General features: G+C 44.4%; 17 protein-coding genes, 2 pseudogenes and 1 other annotated feature. Of the genes and pseudogenes, 5 read left to right on the forward strand and 14 right to left on the reverse strand.

The window, feature by feature from the left end:
- The first annotated feature begins 247 nt into the window (after nt 1-247).
- Nucleotides 248-850 carry a 30S ribosomal protein S4 gene (gene rpsD, locus CP943_RS16165; protein WP_020452596.1) on the forward strand — a complete coding sequence of 201 codons (603 nt, stop codon included), beginning with the start codon at nt 248-250 and terminating at the stop codon, nt 848-850.
- Between the two features lie 284 nt (nt 851-1134).
- Here the strand turns inward: rpsD and CP943_RS16170 are convergent, their stop codons facing one another.
- Together CP943_RS16170 and CP943_RS22725 are read right to left on the reverse strand one after the other, a co-directional pair.
- Complete coding sequence (locus tag CP943_RS16170) at nt 1135-1566, reverse strand: hypothetical protein (RefSeq protein WP_020452597.1); 432 nt, start codon at nt 1564-1566, stop codon at nt 1135-1137.
- Between the two features lie 105 nt (nt 1567-1671).
- Nucleotides 1672-2186: pseudogene (locus CP943_RS22725) on the reverse strand (MBL fold metallo-hydrolase); the annotation flags it as partial.
- 280 nt (nt 2187-2466) lie between these two features.
- Here CP943_RS22725 and CP943_RS23020 point away from each other — a divergent pair.
- Nucleotides 2467-2576 (forward strand): annotated as a pseudogene (locus tag CP943_RS23020) (Lrp/AsnC family transcriptional regulator); the annotation flags it as partial.
- A 47-nt stretch (nt 2577-2623) separates the two neighbouring features.
- On the opposite strand, the gene CP943_RS22485 reads toward CP943_RS23020, so the two are convergent.
- The 3 genes from CP943_RS22485 to acsA form a co-directional block, all read right to left on the reverse strand.
- A complete protein-coding gene (locus CP943_RS22485) occupies nt 2624-2770 on the reverse strand; it encodes a hypothetical protein (RefSeq protein WP_165395385.1) in 147 nt (48 codons plus the stop codon).
- A gap of 131 nt (nt 2771-2901) precedes the next feature.
- Nucleotides 2902-4167 (reverse strand): tyrosine--tRNA ligase, encoded by a 1266-nt coding sequence (gene tyrS, locus CP943_RS16180; RefSeq protein ID WP_023855507.1) that lies wholly within the window; start codon nt 4165-4167, stop codon nt 2902-2904.
- 48 nt (nt 4168-4215) lie between these two features.
- Nucleotides 4216-4456: a binding site (T-box leader), on the reverse strand.
- Between the two features lie 53 nt (nt 4457-4509).
- A complete protein-coding gene (acsA, locus tag CP943_RS16185) occupies nt 4510-6228 on the reverse strand; it encodes an acetate--CoA ligase (protein ID WP_105981146.1) in 1719 nt (572 codons plus the stop codon).
- Between the two features lie 155 nt (nt 6229-6383).
- Here acsA and CP943_RS16190 point away from each other — a divergent pair, with 155 nt between their 5' ends.
- Genes CP943_RS16190 through CP943_RS16200 form a run of 3 tightly spaced genes read left to right on the forward strand, consistent with a single transcriptional unit; the run spans nt 6384 to nt 8839 of the window.
- A complete protein-coding gene (locus CP943_RS16190) occupies nt 6384-7016 on the forward strand; it encodes a GNAT family N-acetyltransferase (protein WP_105981147.1) in 633 nt (210 codons plus the stop codon).
- 21 nt (nt 7017-7037) lie between these two features.
- Nucleotides 7038-7682, forward strand: a complete 645-nt coding sequence (locus CP943_RS16195) for an acetoin utilization AcuB family protein (protein ID WP_095323541.1) — start codon at nt 7038-7040, stop codon at nt 7680-7682.
- On the forward strand, nt 7679-8839 hold the full coding sequence (locus CP943_RS16200; RefSeq protein ID WP_023855508.1) for an acetoin utilization protein AcuC: 1161 nt from the start codon (nt 7679-7681) through the stop codon (nt 8837-8839). Before CP943_RS16195 ends, CP943_RS16200 begins: the two co-directional genes overlap by 4 nt.
- A gap of 63 nt (nt 8840-8902) precedes the next feature.
- Here the strand turns inward: CP943_RS16200 and motS are convergent, their stop codons facing one another.
- From motS to murC, 9 genes are all read right to left on the reverse strand, one after another.
- A complete protein-coding gene (gene motS, locus CP943_RS16205; RefSeq protein WP_020452603.1) occupies nt 8903-9595 on the reverse strand; it encodes a flagellar motor protein MotS in 693 nt (230 codons plus the stop codon).
- On the reverse strand, nt 9585-10403 hold the full coding sequence (gene motP, locus CP943_RS16210; RefSeq protein WP_020452604.1) for a flagellar motor protein MotP: 819 nt from the start codon (nt 10401-10403) through the stop codon (nt 9585-9587). The genes motS and motP overlap by 11 nt, the downstream gene beginning before the upstream one ends.
- Before the next feature lie 95 nt (nt 10404-10498).
- Complete coding sequence (ccpA, locus tag CP943_RS16215; RefSeq protein ID WP_020452605.1) at nt 10499-11500, reverse strand: catabolite control protein A; 1002 nt, start codon at nt 11498-11500, stop codon at nt 10499-10501.
- A gap of 315 nt (nt 11501-11815) precedes the next feature.
- Nucleotides 11816-12892: a bifunctional 3-deoxy-7-phosphoheptulonate synthase/chorismate mutase gene (locus tag CP943_RS16220; protein WP_003184447.1), complete on the reverse strand. Its 1077-nt coding sequence runs from the start codon at nt 12890-12892 to the stop codon at nt 11816-11818.
- Nucleotides 12893-13103: 211 nt separating this feature from the next.
- Nucleotides 13104-13679 carry a hypothetical protein gene (locus tag CP943_RS22730; RefSeq protein WP_234026546.1) on the reverse strand — a complete coding sequence of 192 codons (576 nt, stop codon included), beginning with the start codon at nt 13677-13679 and terminating at the stop codon, nt 13104-13106.
- 149 nt (nt 13680-13828) lie between these two features.
- Nucleotides 13829-14155, reverse strand: a complete 327-nt coding sequence (ytxJ, locus tag CP943_RS16230) for a bacillithiol system redox-active protein YtxJ (RefSeq protein WP_020452607.1) — start codon at nt 14153-14155, stop codon at nt 13829-13831.
- Nucleotides 14156-14175: 20 nt separating this feature from the next.
- Nucleotides 14176-14592 carry a YtxH domain-containing protein gene (locus tag CP943_RS16235; RefSeq protein WP_020452608.1) on the reverse strand — a complete coding sequence of 139 codons (417 nt, stop codon included), beginning with the start codon at nt 14590-14592 and terminating at the stop codon, nt 14176-14178.
- Nucleotides 14593-14595: 3 nt separating this feature from the next.
- The gene (locus CP943_RS16240; RefSeq protein WP_020452609.1) at nt 14596-15018 is read right to left on the reverse strand and encodes a DUF948 domain-containing protein; all 423 of its coding nucleotides are present in this window, start codon (nt 15016-15018) and stop codon (nt 14596-14598) included.
- A gap of 167 nt (nt 15019-15185) precedes the next feature.
- Nucleotides 15186-16484, reverse strand: coding sequence for a UDP-N-acetylmuramate--L-alanine ligase (murC, locus tag CP943_RS16245; RefSeq protein ID WP_023855512.1), 1299 nt, complete (start codon nt 16482-16484; stop codon nt 15186-15188).
- Nucleotides 16485-16650: the final 166 nt, after the last annotated feature.

Here is a 16650-nt window from a genome sequence, read left to right on the forward strand (position 1 = left end):
TTCAGGCTCTTTGGGACAGTCCATGAATGGTTGACTTTGCACAGCGGACATTATATAATCTTCTTTGTGTGAAATAATGCAGCCTTTTTGTTCTGCTTCTGTGTTTCATTTTGTTCCTTATCTATTAAGGTGTATCGTGTAACTCTTTGCTGCTGGAGCGAGGATACATGAAAACAAAATGGACATGGCTGAATTGAACAGATGGGTTTTATTTTCACAAAAATAAAACCAAAGGAGGAGTCACATTATGGCTCGCTATACAGGTCCAAGCTGGAAATTATCCCGCCGTTTAGGCATCTCTTTGAGCGGTACGGGTAAAGAATTAGAAAAACGTCCTTACGCACCAGGTCCTCACGGTCCGGGACAGCGTAAAAAACTATCAGAATATGGTTTGCAATTGCAAGAAAAGCAAAAGCTTCGCCATATGTACGGTGTGAACGAACGCCAATTCCGCAACCTTTTTGACAAAGCTGCGAAAATGGCTGGTAAACACGGTGAAAACTTCATGATTCTTCTTGAAGCACGTCTTGACAACATCGTTTACCGTCTTGGCCTAGCGCGCACTCGCCGCCAAGCACGCCAATTGGTAAACCACGGTCACATTCTTGTTGACGGAAGCCGCGTTGACATTCCGTCTTACCAAGTTAAACCTGGCCAAACGATTTCACTTCGTGAAAAATCTCAAAACCTTTCTGCAGTTAAAGAAGCGGTTGAAGTGAACAACTTCGTTCCTGAATACCTGACTTTTGACGCTGAAAAGCTTGAAGGTTCACTAACTCGCCTTCCAGAGCGTTCTGAGCTTCCTGCTGAGATCAACGAAGCATTGATCGTTGAGTTCTACTCTCGTTAATAGAAAATGCTCTTTGAAGAGCATTTCTCGAAACCCAAGAAACGTTGTTTTCTTGGGTTTTTTATACCTGCTGCAATACAGTGTTTTAGCTCCTGCTTTTTAGTCTCCGGGGATTTTAAGTTAAAGAAGGTATGAAAAAGTGAAGAAGCTTTTAAAAAGCCAGACCAAGGAGGAAGAAACAAACACATAAAGATCTTTTTAATGTAGAGTTACAGCTCAAAAGAGGAGTAACCGTTAACTGTCAAAAAATAAAGCTCTCCTTTTATAAGAGAGCCTTACTTAACTTATCGAGTCCACTTGCTTGAATACACTGTTTGCATTAATTCTGAATGCTTCCAATTATTATAAAGTTTAACCTTTACCCGGGTAGAGGCAGACTTTTTGGCGATATTCGAAAATGTAACGTTTAGTTTTTTACCATATTCTGCATCACCAGAAGCGGTATCAATCGTTTTCCAAGAGCCACCTGTGTAGCGTTGCAGATATAATTTGCAATATGCTGCAGTACCCCAAGTGCCAACTCTACCTAACTCAACTGTAGCATATACGTTTATATAATTTTCAGATGTATGGATATAAGACTTTGCATCCCCAATACCCGAATGATATGTAAAGCTCGTTGTTTTGCTTACAGCCTCTGCCGTCTTGCCAGTTCCCATAAAAATAAATCCAAATACCATGATACCGACAAAAGCTAATAACGTAATTTTTTTCATAAATGTACCCCTCCATTAAATATAAATATTGTAAAATAAAAGATATATATCCATCCTAAACCATCGAAACTACTATTTCAAGGGTTATATTTTGATTGTCTCCTGTACTATGATGTCCGGCTGATGTGCAGCGATTTTTTCCAGGACACCTTCACACCAAACCGTACCCCCCTTTTACAAACAGCGTTTTCTCTTTTGAGTGCTTAAAGACAACGCCGCACACTTCTCCGGCAAATTTAATATCTCTCCTCTCCCATGCTTGCCTTTTGCCTTCTTGAATCGATCAAACACTGTTCTTTTGTTAGAACCTCTATATTTTGAAAACCGGCTTTTCTCACTTCCTCAGCATCTGCTTCATTTCAGACAAACAGTTTAATTTCTATCGGCAACAGATCCTAGATCTTTGGCAGCATCGTCAAAGTGATCTAAATGCAGATAAGGGACGATAACTGCGTCTGTATTCTTGGACGAGTTCGTCGGTTGGCACAGGCAGAGTGACCAAAGTGTGGTTTTGATCTTGTTTTGCTGAATCCGGAAAAGGAGGGCAAATGCCTTTCTCAGCCCAACATCAGAGCTATTAGTAATGTTTTGCCGGTTATACCTTTCCTTTTATTTACGATCAGTTTATACTATGACCGATCATCATTTAAATAGATATAATCAAGTATTTTTAGCGTTTGATTTGAAAAACATCAAGAGGATTTAGGGTAATCTGTAAATATAGGAAAATAATAGAGATGATTCAAGAACAACCGGATAACCATGAAAGAGTGATTGAAGGTATACCATAAGAGGATGAATCAAGTTAAACTCGAGTGTTTTATTCACGCTTTTTTTAATATCTATACAAAAGGCGCTTATCATAACGTCCTGTCATTCAAAACTAGAAAATCAGCGGGGACTCTCGAATGCAAGTTTCCTTCAAATCAACTGTTGGATCAATTTTTACAATTTTAAACCATCATGCAAATTATAAACTGTCGATCGTGACTCATCAAACGGACGTGTGAAGAATTTGCCGTCCGCTTTTTTATAAAAAAAGGGCCCTAAAGACCCTCTACTTCAGCCACTTTGCTGCATTTTCCGTCTGATTCAATTGATTGTATCCGTCAGCTGACTGCTGCGCCTCTTGTTTTCGTTCCGTTTCCAGCTGCTTGTTGTAATCTTCCATAAACTTTTCTTTCGCCGCAATGAACAGGTTCATGCTACATTCCTCCCTCTTCAACGATGAAAATGCTCTACCTATTACATCTATATTTTTGACATTTCCTGAATGAACATACATGAAACATACGGACACAAAAAAACCCTTGCCGTTTGGCAAGAGCTTTTTGATTATTTATAAGTCAGCAGGAAGTATTTCTTTTTACCGCGGCGAATGACGGTAAACTGTCCTTCGATGCGGTCGTCGCCGGTGAGGACGTCCGCAACATCGGTGCGGCGCTCGCCGTTAACGTATACCGCGCCGTTTGTGATATCTTCGCGCGCCTGGCGTTTAGACGGAGACAGCTTGGATTGGACGAGCACCTCAACAAGAGGCAGTTCATCCGCTTTCTCAAGTTCCATGGAAGGAACCCCTTTAAAGCCGACCTTCACTTCTTCAGCAGTCAGCTGTTTAATATCTCCGCTGAAGAGTGCTTTTGAGATGTTGACAGCCTGCTCAAACGCTTCACGGCCGTGTACAAGAACGGTCACTTCTTCGGCGAGGCGCTTTTGCGCTTCGCGTTTTTCAGGCGCCGTCTCTGCTTTTTCAGCGAGATCTTCAATTTCTTCTTTGGACAAGAAAGTGAAGTATTTTAAGTATTTCACGACATCCCTGTCGTCGGTATTGATCCAGAACTGATAAAACTCATATGCCGATGTCTTCTCTTTATCAAGCCAGATCGCGCCGCCTTCCGTTTTTCCGAACTTCGTGCCGTCTGCTTTTGTCACAAGGGGAATCGTCAATCCGAAAGCTTTTGCATTCTCTTCAGATTTGCGGATAAGCTCGAGGCCTGACGTGATATTGCCCCACTGGTCGCTTCCGCCGATCTGCAGCTTGCATTCCTGGTTTCTGTACAAATTCAAGAAATCGAGAGACTGTAGGATCATGTAGCTGAATTCAGTATAAGATATGCCCGTCTCGATTCTGGAGCTTACCGTATCTTTGGCAAGCATGTAATTGATTCCAAAGTTTTTGCCGACATCGCGCAGGAAATCAATGACGTTCATTTTGCCGATCCAGTCATAGTTGTTCGCCATAATCGCCGGATTTTTTTCAGCTTCAAAATCCAGGAAACGCGAAAGCTGGTTTTTGATTTTCTGCGACCATTCGCGGACGATTTCTTCATTGTTCAGCGTGCGCTCCGCTTTCTTTCCGCTCGGATCGCCGATCAGGCCCGTCGCTCCGCCTACGAGCGCAATCGGACGATGTCCGGCCAGCTGAAAGCGGCGAAGCATTAAAATCGGCAACAGGTGTCCGATATGCAGACTGTCAGCTGTCGGATCAAATCCGGAGTATAAGCTGATTTTTTCTTTATCCAGCAGTTCTCTCAAGCCTGCTTCATCGGTTTGCTGCTGAATCAGTCCCCTGAAGGACAAATCATCAAGTAAGTGTGTCATCATCATTTAGCTCCTTTTTTCCAAAAATAAAACGCCCCTTCGCAAAAACGAAGGGACGATAAAAATCGCGGTACCACCCTGCTTAAAAGAACGCATGGCCGCGCTCTTTTCACTCTCAATGATAACGGAAAAGCTTCCGTTCTTCTGCTACACAAAGCCCGGGAGGCTTTTTTCGCAAAAGCGGTTCGTGAGTGTAATTCAAACCATCCATATGTGCTGATTTTCACCGGCCATCAGCTCTCTAAGACAGGGAAGGATGCGTTTTACTGATCTCAGTCTTCACCTTTTGAATATTCGACTAAATCTTTTTTAACATAATATTTTTGCATTGTCAATGAGACATCAGTCTTCCATCGATGAGAGATCGCCTGCCGGAAGGTTCAGCTCCCAAGCTTTCAGGACGCGTCTCATGATCTTTCCGCTTCTTGTTTTCGGCAGTTTATCCTTGAATTCGATTTCCCTTGGCGCGGCGTGTGCGGCCAAACCTTGTTTCACGAACTGCCTGATTTCTTCTTTTAACGAATCTGACGGTTCATAACCGTCCCTCAAGGCGATAAATGCTTTAATAATTTCACCGCGGACGGGATCCGGTTTACCGATGACGCCTGCTTCAGCGACAGCTTGATGTTCAACAAGCTTGCTTTCGACTTCAAACGGGCCGACGCGCTCGCCCGATGTCATGATGACATCGTCGATCCTTCCCTGGAACCAGAAGTATCCGTCTTCATCCATGTAGGCGGAATCTCCTGACACATACCAATCCCCCGGCATAAAATAGGAGCTGTATTTTTCAGGATTGTTCCAGATTGAATGCATCATCGACGGCCAGCCTTTTTTAATGGCGAGATTTCCCATTCTGTAAGGAGGCAGTTCATTTCCCTGGTGATCGACGATTGCAGCCTCTACGCCTGGAATCGGCTTGCCCATCGATCCCGGTTTAATTTCCATGCACGGGTAATTGCAGATGAGCTGCGCTCCTGTTTCGGTCATCCACCATGTATCATGAATCCGGTTGCTGAAGACTTTATGCCCCCATCTGATGACTTCAGGATTTAACGGCTCCCCTACGCTTAAAATATGCCGTAATGAGCTCAGATTATATTTGTTTACGAGATCGTCGCCAGCACCCATCAGCATCCGAAAAGCCGTTGGCGCGCTGTACCATACCGTCACTTCCATTTTTTCAATCGTTTCGTACCATGCTTCGGGACTGAATCTGCCGCCTACGACAACATTCGTTGCTCCATTCAGCCACGGACCGAAGATCCCGTAGACCGTTCCGGTAACCCAGCCTGGATCAGCCGTGCACCAATAAATGTCATCGTCGTGCAGATCAAGAACCCATTTGGCTGTTTGATAATGCTGAATCATTGCTTTGTGGACGTGGAGAACCCCTTTTGGCGCGCCGGTCGAACCCGATGTATAGTGAAGCAGCATCCCGTCTTCCTGATCCATCCATTCAATCTCAAGATCAGTATCTGCTTCAGCCGCTTTCGCGTAATAATCGATGACAGCCCCTTCTTCCTTTACGCCTTCTCCAACGACAATGATTGATTCAAGATCCGGAAGTTCGCCGGCCGGCACCCGTTCAAGCAATTCCGGCGTCGTCACGATAACCTTCGCTCCGCTGTTTAAAAGCCTGTCTTTGACAGCGCCTTCCATAAATGCTTCAAACAACGGCCCGACGATCGCTCCCAATTTGACAGCGCCGAGAAGAATAAAATAAAGCTCGGGTGATCTCGGCATAAAAACAAACACACGGTCTCCCTTTCCCACATTGGCATGCTGCTTTAAGACATTCCCGGCTTTATTCGTTTCATTTTTCATCTCTCTGAAGGTGTACTTTTCTTCGCGGACCAGATCTTTGTAGTAAAATGCCACTTTATTTTTCAAATTTGACTCAGCGTGGCGGTCGATCGCTTCATAAGCTGCATTGATTTTTCCCGTTTTGTGCCATGAAAAATGTTTTTCGGCATCCTTCCAGTCAAATGTCCGGTATGCTTCATCATAGTCTTTCAAGTTGTAGTTTCCCTTTTCTGCTGGCAACGCTTTCAATTCCATGCCCATCCCCCTTTGTTCGCTCATCAAAATATATTATAGTATAGATTTTTTATTTTCTCAATTTTTAAAAAATACTCTTCCATCCTATGAAAACGCTTAATATTTTGGTATGTTATGTATAAAAGACTTCAACTAAGATGTAAGGCGGTGGATACGTGGAGCATCACAAAACTTATCATGACAAAGAATTGCAGACCGAGAAAGGCTCCGTGCTGATAGAGGGCCCTATCAGTCCCGAAAAACTCGCACAATATGAATTTCACAACGAGCTTACAGCCTTTCGCCCATCTCAAAAACAACATGAAGCATTAATCGAAATCGCAGGGCTTCCCGAAGGACGGATCATCATCGCCCGTTTCCGGCAAACCATTGTCGGCTATGTGACATATGTTTATCCAGACCCGCTTGAAAGATGGTCTGAAGGAAACATGGAAAATTTAATTGAGCTTGGAGCCATCGAAGTCATTCCGGCGTTCAGGGGTCACTCTGTCGGGAAGACGCTGCTTGCGGTCAGCATGATGGATCCACAGATGGAAAAATATATCATCATCACGACTGAATATTACTGGCATTGGGATCTAAAGGGGACTAATAAAGATGTTTGGGAATACAGAAAGATGATGGAGAAAATGATGAATGCCGGAGGGCTTGTCTGGTTTGCGACAGACGATCCGGAAATCAGCTCCCATCCCGCCAACTGTTTAATGGCCCGCATCGGAAAAGAGGTCAGTCAGGAGTCGATCGAGCGTTTTGACAGACTCAGATTCCACAATCGTTTTATGTATTAAGGGAGCAAAGGGGACCTGAATATGATTGTTGAAAAAATCATGAAACGGGATGTTGTGACACTTTCCAGAACGGATACGATTGAAGAAGCGATCAAACGCATGCGAACATTTCATATTAAACACCTTCCCGTCATCAATGAACGGGGAACGGTCATAGGCATTGTCACGGACAGGGACGTCAAAACAGCAAGTCCGAGTATTTTTGCCCAAAACAGATCTCACGAAGATTTAAAAAAGCCGGTGGAACTGATTATGTCAAAAGAAGTGATCACCGGTCACCCGCTTGATTTTGCCGAAGAAATATCAGCTGTTTTTTTCGAACACGAAATCGGCTGCCTCCCGATCGTAAAAAACGGGAAGCTTGTCGGCATTGTGACAAAATCCGATTTGCTGCATACGTTCGTCCAGCTGACAGGAGCCCATTTTCCAGGCTCCCAAATCGAAATCAAAACCGATCATATCGCCCGTAGCCTCGCTGATATCAGCGCCATTTTCAGCAGGCGCCAAATCGCCATATTGAGCGTGCTCGTATATCCCGGTGATGAAGATGATTCGAAAATACTCGTGTTTCGCGTTCAAACGATGAATCCCGCCTCTATCATCAAAGACGTGAAGTCCAAAGGGTATCAGGTTCTTTGGCCGGCTGTTCAAAGGGATTTGCCATGAAGGACAGCGTATTTATTTTTTCTCCCTCTTACCAAACCTATCAATTTCATCAAGATCACCCGTTTAATCAGCTGCGAGTCTATGTAACATACGATCTTTTGAATACGGTCGGCGCATTTGAACCGGGAGAAACGATTGCTCCGCGCATAGCGACAGAAGCCGAGCTCGGCCTTGTTCACACAGGCGATTATATCAAGGCTGTCCAGCTTGCAGGGGCGGGAAAACTCCTGGCAGCCGAAAGCGAAAACTACGGGCTTGGAACAGAAGATACCCCTGTCTTTGCCGGGATGCACGAAGCCGCCTCCCTTTTGGTGGGCGGAACACTGACAGCTGCAGACTATGTCATGACGGGCAAAGCAAGACACGCCCTCAATCTCGGAGGCGGGCTTCACCACGGATTCAGAGGAAGAGCTTCAGGATTTTGCGTCTATAACGACAGTTCAGTTGTGATACGATATTTGCAGAAAAAATATCATGCGAAGGTTTTATATATTGATACGGACGCCCATCACGGCGACGGGGTGCAGTTTACGTTCTATGATGATCCTTCCGTGTGTACCGTCTCGATTCATGAAACCGGCCGCTACCTTTTCCCGGGAACGGGGCAAGTACAGGAAAGAGGCCATGGCGAAGGCTACGGCTACGCTTTTAATATCCCGCTCGATGCCTTCACAGAAGATGAGTCTTTTCTTGAATCCTACCGGACGGCTGTTTCTGAAATAGCTGAGTTTTTCAAACCGGACGTTATTTTGTCGCAAAACGGAGCTGACGCGCATTACTACGATCCTCTGACACACTTGTGCACGACGATGAAGATTTACGAAGAGATTCCAAAGCTCGCTCACGAACTTGCACACACCTATTGCAACGGAAGATGGATTGCTGTCGGGGGAGGAGGGTACGACATTTGGCGCGTCGTACCGAGGGCATGGGCAAGAATCTGGCTTGAAATGAAAGGGATGAAACCTGAGGATAAGATGCCTGAAAAATGGCTGAAAAAGTGGGGGAAGCAGGCATCTGTCCGGCTTCCTGCCAACTGGTCCGACCCGGCAGATTTGTATCCTTCGATCCCAAGAAAATCCGAAATAACGGAGAAAAACGCCCAAACCGTTGCCAAAGCTCTTTATCCGATTCGCTCTGCCAAGCGCGCCACTTAATACGAAAAATCCCGGCGTACAGAAAAGGCCTTGCTTTTATGCAAGACCTTGCTTTCTTCTCACTTATTTTTTTGCGATGACAATTTCGACGCGCCTGTTTTCCTTCATATGGCTCTCTGTGCGGTTGTCCTTGACCGGTTTTGTATCGGCATAACCGATGGCAAGAAAACGTGAAGAGTCGAGCTTTTCTTTCGACGTAAAGTAGCCGATCACAGTGCTCGCCCTTGCCGCAGAAAGCTCCCAATTGGATGGAAAACGGTAAGTCGAAATCGGGCGGCTGTCCGTATGCCCCTCCACACGGATCGGGTTGGACACTGATTTGAGAAGGACGGCGATTTTATGCAAAAGCGGGTGAGCCTGGTCTTTCAGATCCGCTTTTCCCGAATCAAACAAAACCGCTTCCTGAAGGACGAGGATGATGCCCCGTTCATCACGCTTGGCCGCTATCAAACTTGACAGTTCATTTTTTTCAATATAGTCGTTGATTTTCTTTAATAAATCTTCTTGGCTTTTAGCCGTTTTTTCAGCCTTCTGATCGTCCGCGTTTTCTTTTTTCAGCTCTGCGGCGGATTTGCCGTCGGCCCTGTCTTGAAATGAACCGACTGCTGCTTTAAATTTGTTTAAATCGATTTGCGACATCGAAAACAGTAAAATAAAGAACACGAGGATAAGCGTAATCAAATCCGAAAACGTGATGATCCAGTTTGACGATTTGCGACCCTGCTCGCGCTTTCTTCGTTCATGTCTAAGCTTCATGAGCCCTGTCCTTTTGTTTTATATGATCCGCCCGCTTTTTTGCCCATTCTTCTTTTGAACTGAAAACGACAAGCTGGCTTTCCAGATTTCGCGGATTTCTTCCCGACTGGATGCCGATGATGCCTTCGATCATGACCTGCTTCTTAAAGATTTCATTCTCAGTCTTTTCTTCAAGCTTTGCGGCGATCGGTATAAACAGCATGTTGGCTAAAAGGGATCCGTAAAGCGTCGTCAAAAGGGCGATCGCCATATTCGGACCGAGCGTTTCCGGCTTGTTCAGGTTTTTGAGCATCATGACGAGTCCGACAAGGGTTCCGATCATTCCCCATGCAGGGGCAAATTCCCCCGCTTTTTCAAAGATTCTTCTTCCCTTTCTGTGCCTTTCTTCCATCGCGGCGATTTCCGAGTTCATCACATTGCGGATCGTCTCCTCGTCCCATCCGTCGATGGCAAGAAGCAGACCTTTTTTCAAAAACGGGTCTTTCATTTCATTGATATTGGCGTCCAATGATAAAATTCCTTGTTTGCGCGCCTGTTCAGACAGGCTGACAAAGGTTTTGACCAAGTCGCGTACATCGTCTTCTTCCGAAATAAAGACCTGCTTCAGCACAGCCGGCGCTCTTTTTAAATCTTTCGGGGAAAAGCTGATGAAAACAGCTGCACACAATCCGCCCGTCACGATAAAGAAAGACGTCAAATCGATAAACGAATAAAAACCGGAAAGCCCCGCTCCAGAGACAACGCCGATTACTAAAATGAAAATACCCAAAATCAAACCGACCGGTGTCAGATAATCAAATCGTTTCATTTTTTCATAATCTCTCCAGCTCAAGGAAAAGAAAGCAAGCAATTCACGAAAAAAGCTGTGAACACTTGCTTTCTTTCTCGTTTATTTAATCATGATCATTTTGTTGATTGTCTGAGTTCAATGCGATGCGGCAGCTGGACAATATGCTCTTCGACTTCCTCTTTGTTCATCAGCTTTGTCAGAAGTCTCATCGCTACGGCACCGATATCATACGTCGGCTGGACGACAGTCGACAGCTGCGGTCGAACCATTAATGAAAGCCTTGTATTGTCAAAGCCGATCACTTCAAGGTCATCCGGAATAGCCAGTCCTTTATCCTGTGCTGCGTGAATAACGCCGAGTGCCATTTCGTCTGTCGCTGACAGGACGGCCGTCGGTTTTTCATCCAGCTTCATTAGCGCCTCCAGCGCTTCCATTCCTGAATCGTACGTATAATCGCCTTCTGCGACATACTCTTCTTTAAATGTCAGCCCCTTATCCTCAAGCGCTCTTTTAAAGCCTTGAAGTTTTTTCGCTTGATTGACCGGCTCAGTCATAGGTCCTGATACAAACGCAAGGCGCTTATGGCCTTTTTCAATCAGCATGGTAGCCGCATCATAAATCGCCTGTTCATAATCGATCGCAACCGACGGCGTTTCCCCTTTTTCTTCAACAGATGCCGCAAGCACGATCGGAACTGGTGACCGCTTAAACTCCTCCACATGCTCTTCAGTGACATTTCCGCTCATAAAGACGATACCGTCAACTTGTTTTCCCAGCATCGTATTCAAAAGATGAAGTTCTTTGTCCATATTCTGGTCGGAGTTGCTCAAAATAATATTGTACTTGTACATCGTTGCGATATCTTCGATTCCCCTCGCCAGCTCTGAATAAAAGATGCTGGAAATATCGGGAATGATCACGCCGACAGTCGTCGTCTTTTTGCTTGCAAGGCCCCTTGCCACGGCATTTGGACGATAGCCAAGACGCTCGATGGCTTCAAGCACCTTCTTTCTCGTCGTCGGCTTGACGTTCGGATTTCCGTTCACAACCCTGGAAACGGTTGCCATACTTACATTTGCTTCGCGTGCTACATCATATATTGTCACATTACTCATTTTTACCACTCCTTCAACTGGGTACACTTTTCTTTTCCTATAGCATAAACATTTTCATGTAGAGAAATGTCAAAATGTAAAACTTTATGTAAAATAAACAGAACTCAAGTTTACATTATTTTTCATAACCTGCCAAAACAAAAGGGGCTCTCTGAAATTATACACGGTTTTACCTAATATGAAAACGTTCCCTTTATTTTTATAATTAATTTAAATAAGAATAAACAGCTTTTTAATTAAAAATAAGACATTTTTTCGACAATTTTTGATGACAACTAAAAAAAGGACCGCTCGAAAGCGGTCCATAAACGAATCTTATGCTTTTACTTGAACGAGCGGCTTCAGTTCATTTAACCATTTTTCAAATGTCGGGATATCCATTTGCTGAGCAGAGTCGGAAAGCGCGACAGAAGGATCAGGGTGAACTTCGGCCATGACGCCGTCAGCTCCGATCGCAAGCGCTGCTTTTGCTGTCGGAAGCAGCAAGTCGCGGCGTCCGGTAGAATGAGTGACATCCACGAATACAGGAAGGTGAGTTTCCTGCTTCAGGATCGGCACAGCTGAGATATCAAGCGTATTTCTAGTCGCTGTCTCATACGTTCTGATTCCGCGTTCGCAAAGGATGATTTGATCATTGCCCTGTGACATGATGTACTCCGCTGCATTGATGAATTCCTTCAGCGTTGCGGCAAGTCCGCGCTTTAGCAGAACCGGCTTCTTCACTGAACCGGCGGCTTTTAAGAGCTCGAAGTTTTGCATGTTGCGGGCGCCGATTTGGATAACATCAATGTAATCAATGGCTTCTTCAATATGCTGCGGATTCACGATCTCACTGATGACGGCAAGATCATACTCATCAGCAACACGCTTTAAGATTTGCAGGCCTTCAACACCGAGGCCTTGGAAGTCGTACGGGCTTGTACGGGGTTTGAAGGCTCCGCCGCGAAGCAGTTTCAAGCCTTGCTTTTTAGCTGCGGCTGCAACTTCGGCTACTTGCTCATAGCTTTCAACTGCACACGGACCGACGATAAATCTTTGTTCTCCGTCGCCGATCTTTTCGCCTTTCAAATCAACGATCGTATTTTCAGGCTTTTTCTTGCGGGAAACGAGCAGTGCTTTGCTGTGATCGTCTTCCTGAAGCTCAAGTCCAGCTTTGAAAATCTCTTTGAAAATATGCTGGATCGTCGAGTTTTCAAACGGTCCGTCATTATTTTCAATAATTTCGTTCAGCATCGCTCTTTCTCTGACTGGATCGTAGCGGTTGATGCCTTGCGCTTCCTTCGCTTTTCCAATCTCCTGAACGATTCTTCCTCGCTCATTAATCAGCTTTAATATTTGCAAGTTTAATTCATTCGCCTGCTGCCTCAGCAAATCAAGTTCAGTGTTGCTCATGTTATCCATCCTTTCTTTTTAACTTCACCCTCTATGAGAATAAGAATGATTCAATTGATTAGGGTTTATTATAAACAATGTTTCTTAAAATGTCACGAAAAAATTCTTTATTACCAAAACGCTTTTAAGCGATAAAGCATTATATGCAGTTTATCCCTTGCTGTGCGGGTGTTTGTCGGAAGAATAAAAAAAAAGAATCTTGTTTGATTCTTTAACTTGATAACCTGTATATTCTCTGTATTGCGGTTTCGACGCTAAAAACCCTGTCATTCAAGGCAGCCGCCTTATCATCGGCATGTTCGACAATGTTCTCCGTAAATTGTCCGATGTTCTCGATGATCGTTTTCGGGAGCCTCTCCTGTCCTCTTTTCAGTTCATCTATATCTGTTTCAAGCCGATTCAGCCGCTTGTCCATTGCGTTTAAGCGGTTTTCTACTTTGTTTAAGCGCCCGTCTATTTCTTTGAAGCGCTTGTCGATTGCGTTAAAACGCTTATCTACTCCAACGAAGCGTGCGTCCACTTCATCGAAGCGCTTGTCTATCTCAACGAAGCGTGCGTCCACTTCATCGAAGCGCTTGTCGATCTCAGCGAAGCGTGCATCCACTTCATCGAAGCGCTTGTCGATCTCAGCGAAGCGTGCATCCACTTCATCGAAGCGCTTGTCGACCTCAACGAAGCGTGCGTCGATTTTGTCTAAGCGCTTGTCGATTCCATCAAGACGCTGATTGATCGGACTCAATTCTTCTTTTAGAACGGATTGAAGCATGTCCTTTAATTCAGTGTTCAACTCATCACCTCCTGTTTTATTAATTATAACGTACAACCATGGATCAAACGATACATTTTCCTAAAAAGGCATTTCCATGAGGCAAAAGCATCATAACAACATAGAAAACGGCCAAAACGCTATACGTCTTGGCCGTTTTTACCTGCGGATTATCTGCTGTTTTCCGCAAGTGCTTGAGCTGTAATTTGCGAATGGGAGGCGTGCCATTTCACGTTCCCGTTTGTAAAAATGAAGGCTTGAGGACTTTCGTGTTTAATTCCGTACTGCTCAGCGATATAGTTTGACAGCGGTCGGCTTTCCTGCACTTTTAAATAATAAGCCGGTATGTCTTCATGCTGATTGGCGAATGATTCAAATTCTTCAAACGCGCGCCTGCTGATCGGGCATGTCACACTATGTTTCAAAAAGATAAATGTATCGTTGTTTTCTGCAAGCTTTTTAAATTCATCCTCTGTTTGAATGAGCTGTTTCGACACGGTGATCTCCCTTTCCTCCATTATTTCTGGACGGTATCCGCTGTTTCCCTTGCTTCATCTTCTATTTCATTTTTGGCTTCTTCAGCCTGTTCTTCGATTTTAGTCGATGCTTCTTCCTTTAGTTCATCAGCTTTTTCAGCACCTTTGTTTCGCAAGTCTTTGACTTTATCCATGATCTGTGAAGACTGGTCGGCAACAAGCTGTGAAATCGAAGATGTCTTCTCTTTGGCGATGCTGACGTACTCAGAACCTCTCTCCCTCGCTTCGCTTGTGAGCTTTCCGGTCTTATCTTTTAAAACGACAGCCTGATTTCCGAGGTCATCGCGAAGCTCTTTCCCTGACTTCGGTGCTAAAAATAAAGCTGCGGCTGCCCCGATGATTCCGCCTACAAATGTGCCGATTAAAAAATCTTTAGTATTCATTCCATCTTTACTCATAAATTATTCCTCCTTCATCTTCTTTTGTTTCCATCTATTCCAAATTTCCAAAGCTGCATTGCTCCAGCTGACAACTTGAGAAATTTTTTCACGGTTTTGCTCTGCGGCTGATGTGACGGACTCTGAAACCTGCTGAATGGAGCTGTTAAACTGCCTGACCGATGTGCCGACTTCCTGAACGGCATCCACGACCGTATTCAGCTTCAAAGATTTTTCCTGAATATCATCAGCTAGCCGGTTCGTCTTATTCAGGAGCTCCGTTGTTTCAGCTGTGATGCCTTTCATTTGTCCTTCAACACCTTCCAGCGTTGCGGCAACATGATTGAGTGTGACTTGAAGCGATTTTAATGTTTTTGATAAATAGATAACCAGAATAAGAAAGCTGACAGCAATGAGTGCGGCGCTTAAATATAGAATAATAATCATCTTATCCTCCTCGAGCTAAGGTCTTACAATTGATGTATACCCAATTGTTTAAATCGTAAACCTTTATATTTACTTTTTCTACACGCACAGGAAAATTCCTTTAACAGAAACTCCCGGCTCCATATGTACAAAAAAGCAGCGGATTGACTCACACTGCCTTTTTCTCATTATGCTAATACATTTTCATATGCTTTTAAATACTTTTGAATGTCACCTGCGCCCATGAAAATTAACACTGCATTTTCATGCTCCTTTAAAATCGATGTGTCATTTTCATCGATCAGCTTCGCCTGCGGGATTTTCTCCTGCAAATCGCCGATCGTCAGCTTTCCTGCATTTTCCCGGGCAGATCCGAATATATCGCAAAGATATACGTAATCGGCTTTCTTGAGGCTTTCGGCAAACTCATTCAGGAACGACTGCGTACGCGTAAATGTATGCGGTTGAAATACTGCGACAATGTCCCGTTCCGGATACTTCTGTCTGGCTGCTTCAATCGTCACCGTGATTTCAGTCGGATGATGGGCATAATCGTCAATCAACACTTGGCTGCCGGCATGTTTTTCGTTAAATCTGCGTTTAACGCCGCCAAAGGTTTGCAATCCTTCTTTAATGATATCGACATCGACCTGTTCATAATGGCAGAGTGCAATAACGGCCAAAGCGTTCAGAACGTTATGGCTGCCGTATGCCGGTATATAGAAGGTATCGTAGAATGTGTTCCTGACGAAAACATCGAACGTTGTGCCCTCGGTATTTTTGATGACATTTCTCGCCTGAAAATCGTTTTCCTCGGCAAAGCCGTAGTATACGACTGGAACGTTCGCATGGATTTTCATCAAATATTCGTCGTCGCCGCATGCGATAATTCCCTTGTTCACCTGTAATGCCATCGTTTGAAATGCGTCAAATACATCATCGATATTCGCGAAATAATCGGGATGATCAAAATCAATATTTGTCATGATCGCATAATCAGGCTGATAGCTCAGAAAATGCCTTCTGTATTCACAGGCTTCAAGCACAAAGTACTCGCTGTTTTCGCAGCCTTTTCCAGTCCCGTCTCCAATCAGATAAGATGTCGGTTTTGCTTTCTGGATGACATGGGATAAAAGACCCGTCGTTGACGTTTTGCCATGTGCCCCTGTCACGGCAATACTCGTAAATTTCTTCAGATAGTCACCGAGGAATTTATGATACCGCACGACTTGCAGGCCTTCGGCTCGCGCTTTTTCAATTTCAGGATGGGTGTCGGGAAAAGCATTTCCGGCAATAACAATCATTCCCGGCTTGATATTTTCCGGATCAAACGGATATATCGGGATATTTCTCTCCTCTAAAGCGGTTTGTGTAAAAATGTACTTTTCGATATCCGATCCTTGGACATTATATCCATTATCATGGAGAATTTGGGCAAGCGGACTCATACCTGTCCCTTTTATTCCGACAAAATGATAAACAGTCATAATTGTACCTCCAACAAACGTCTATCTGCTTCCCAGTATATGACGCTTATTTCAATTTGCAACCTAAGCTCGGCCGCATCGTTTTCTTCAAAGTCATCATTATATTCAGTATCAGACATTTTCAAGAGTGAATAAACCTCCTGCGTAAAGGATTTTTTTGAACCCT

The organism is Bacillus paralicheniformis, from assembly GCF_002993925.1.
Classification (GTDB): Bacteria; Bacillota; Bacilli; order Bacillales; family Bacillaceae; genus Bacillus; species Bacillus paralicheniformis.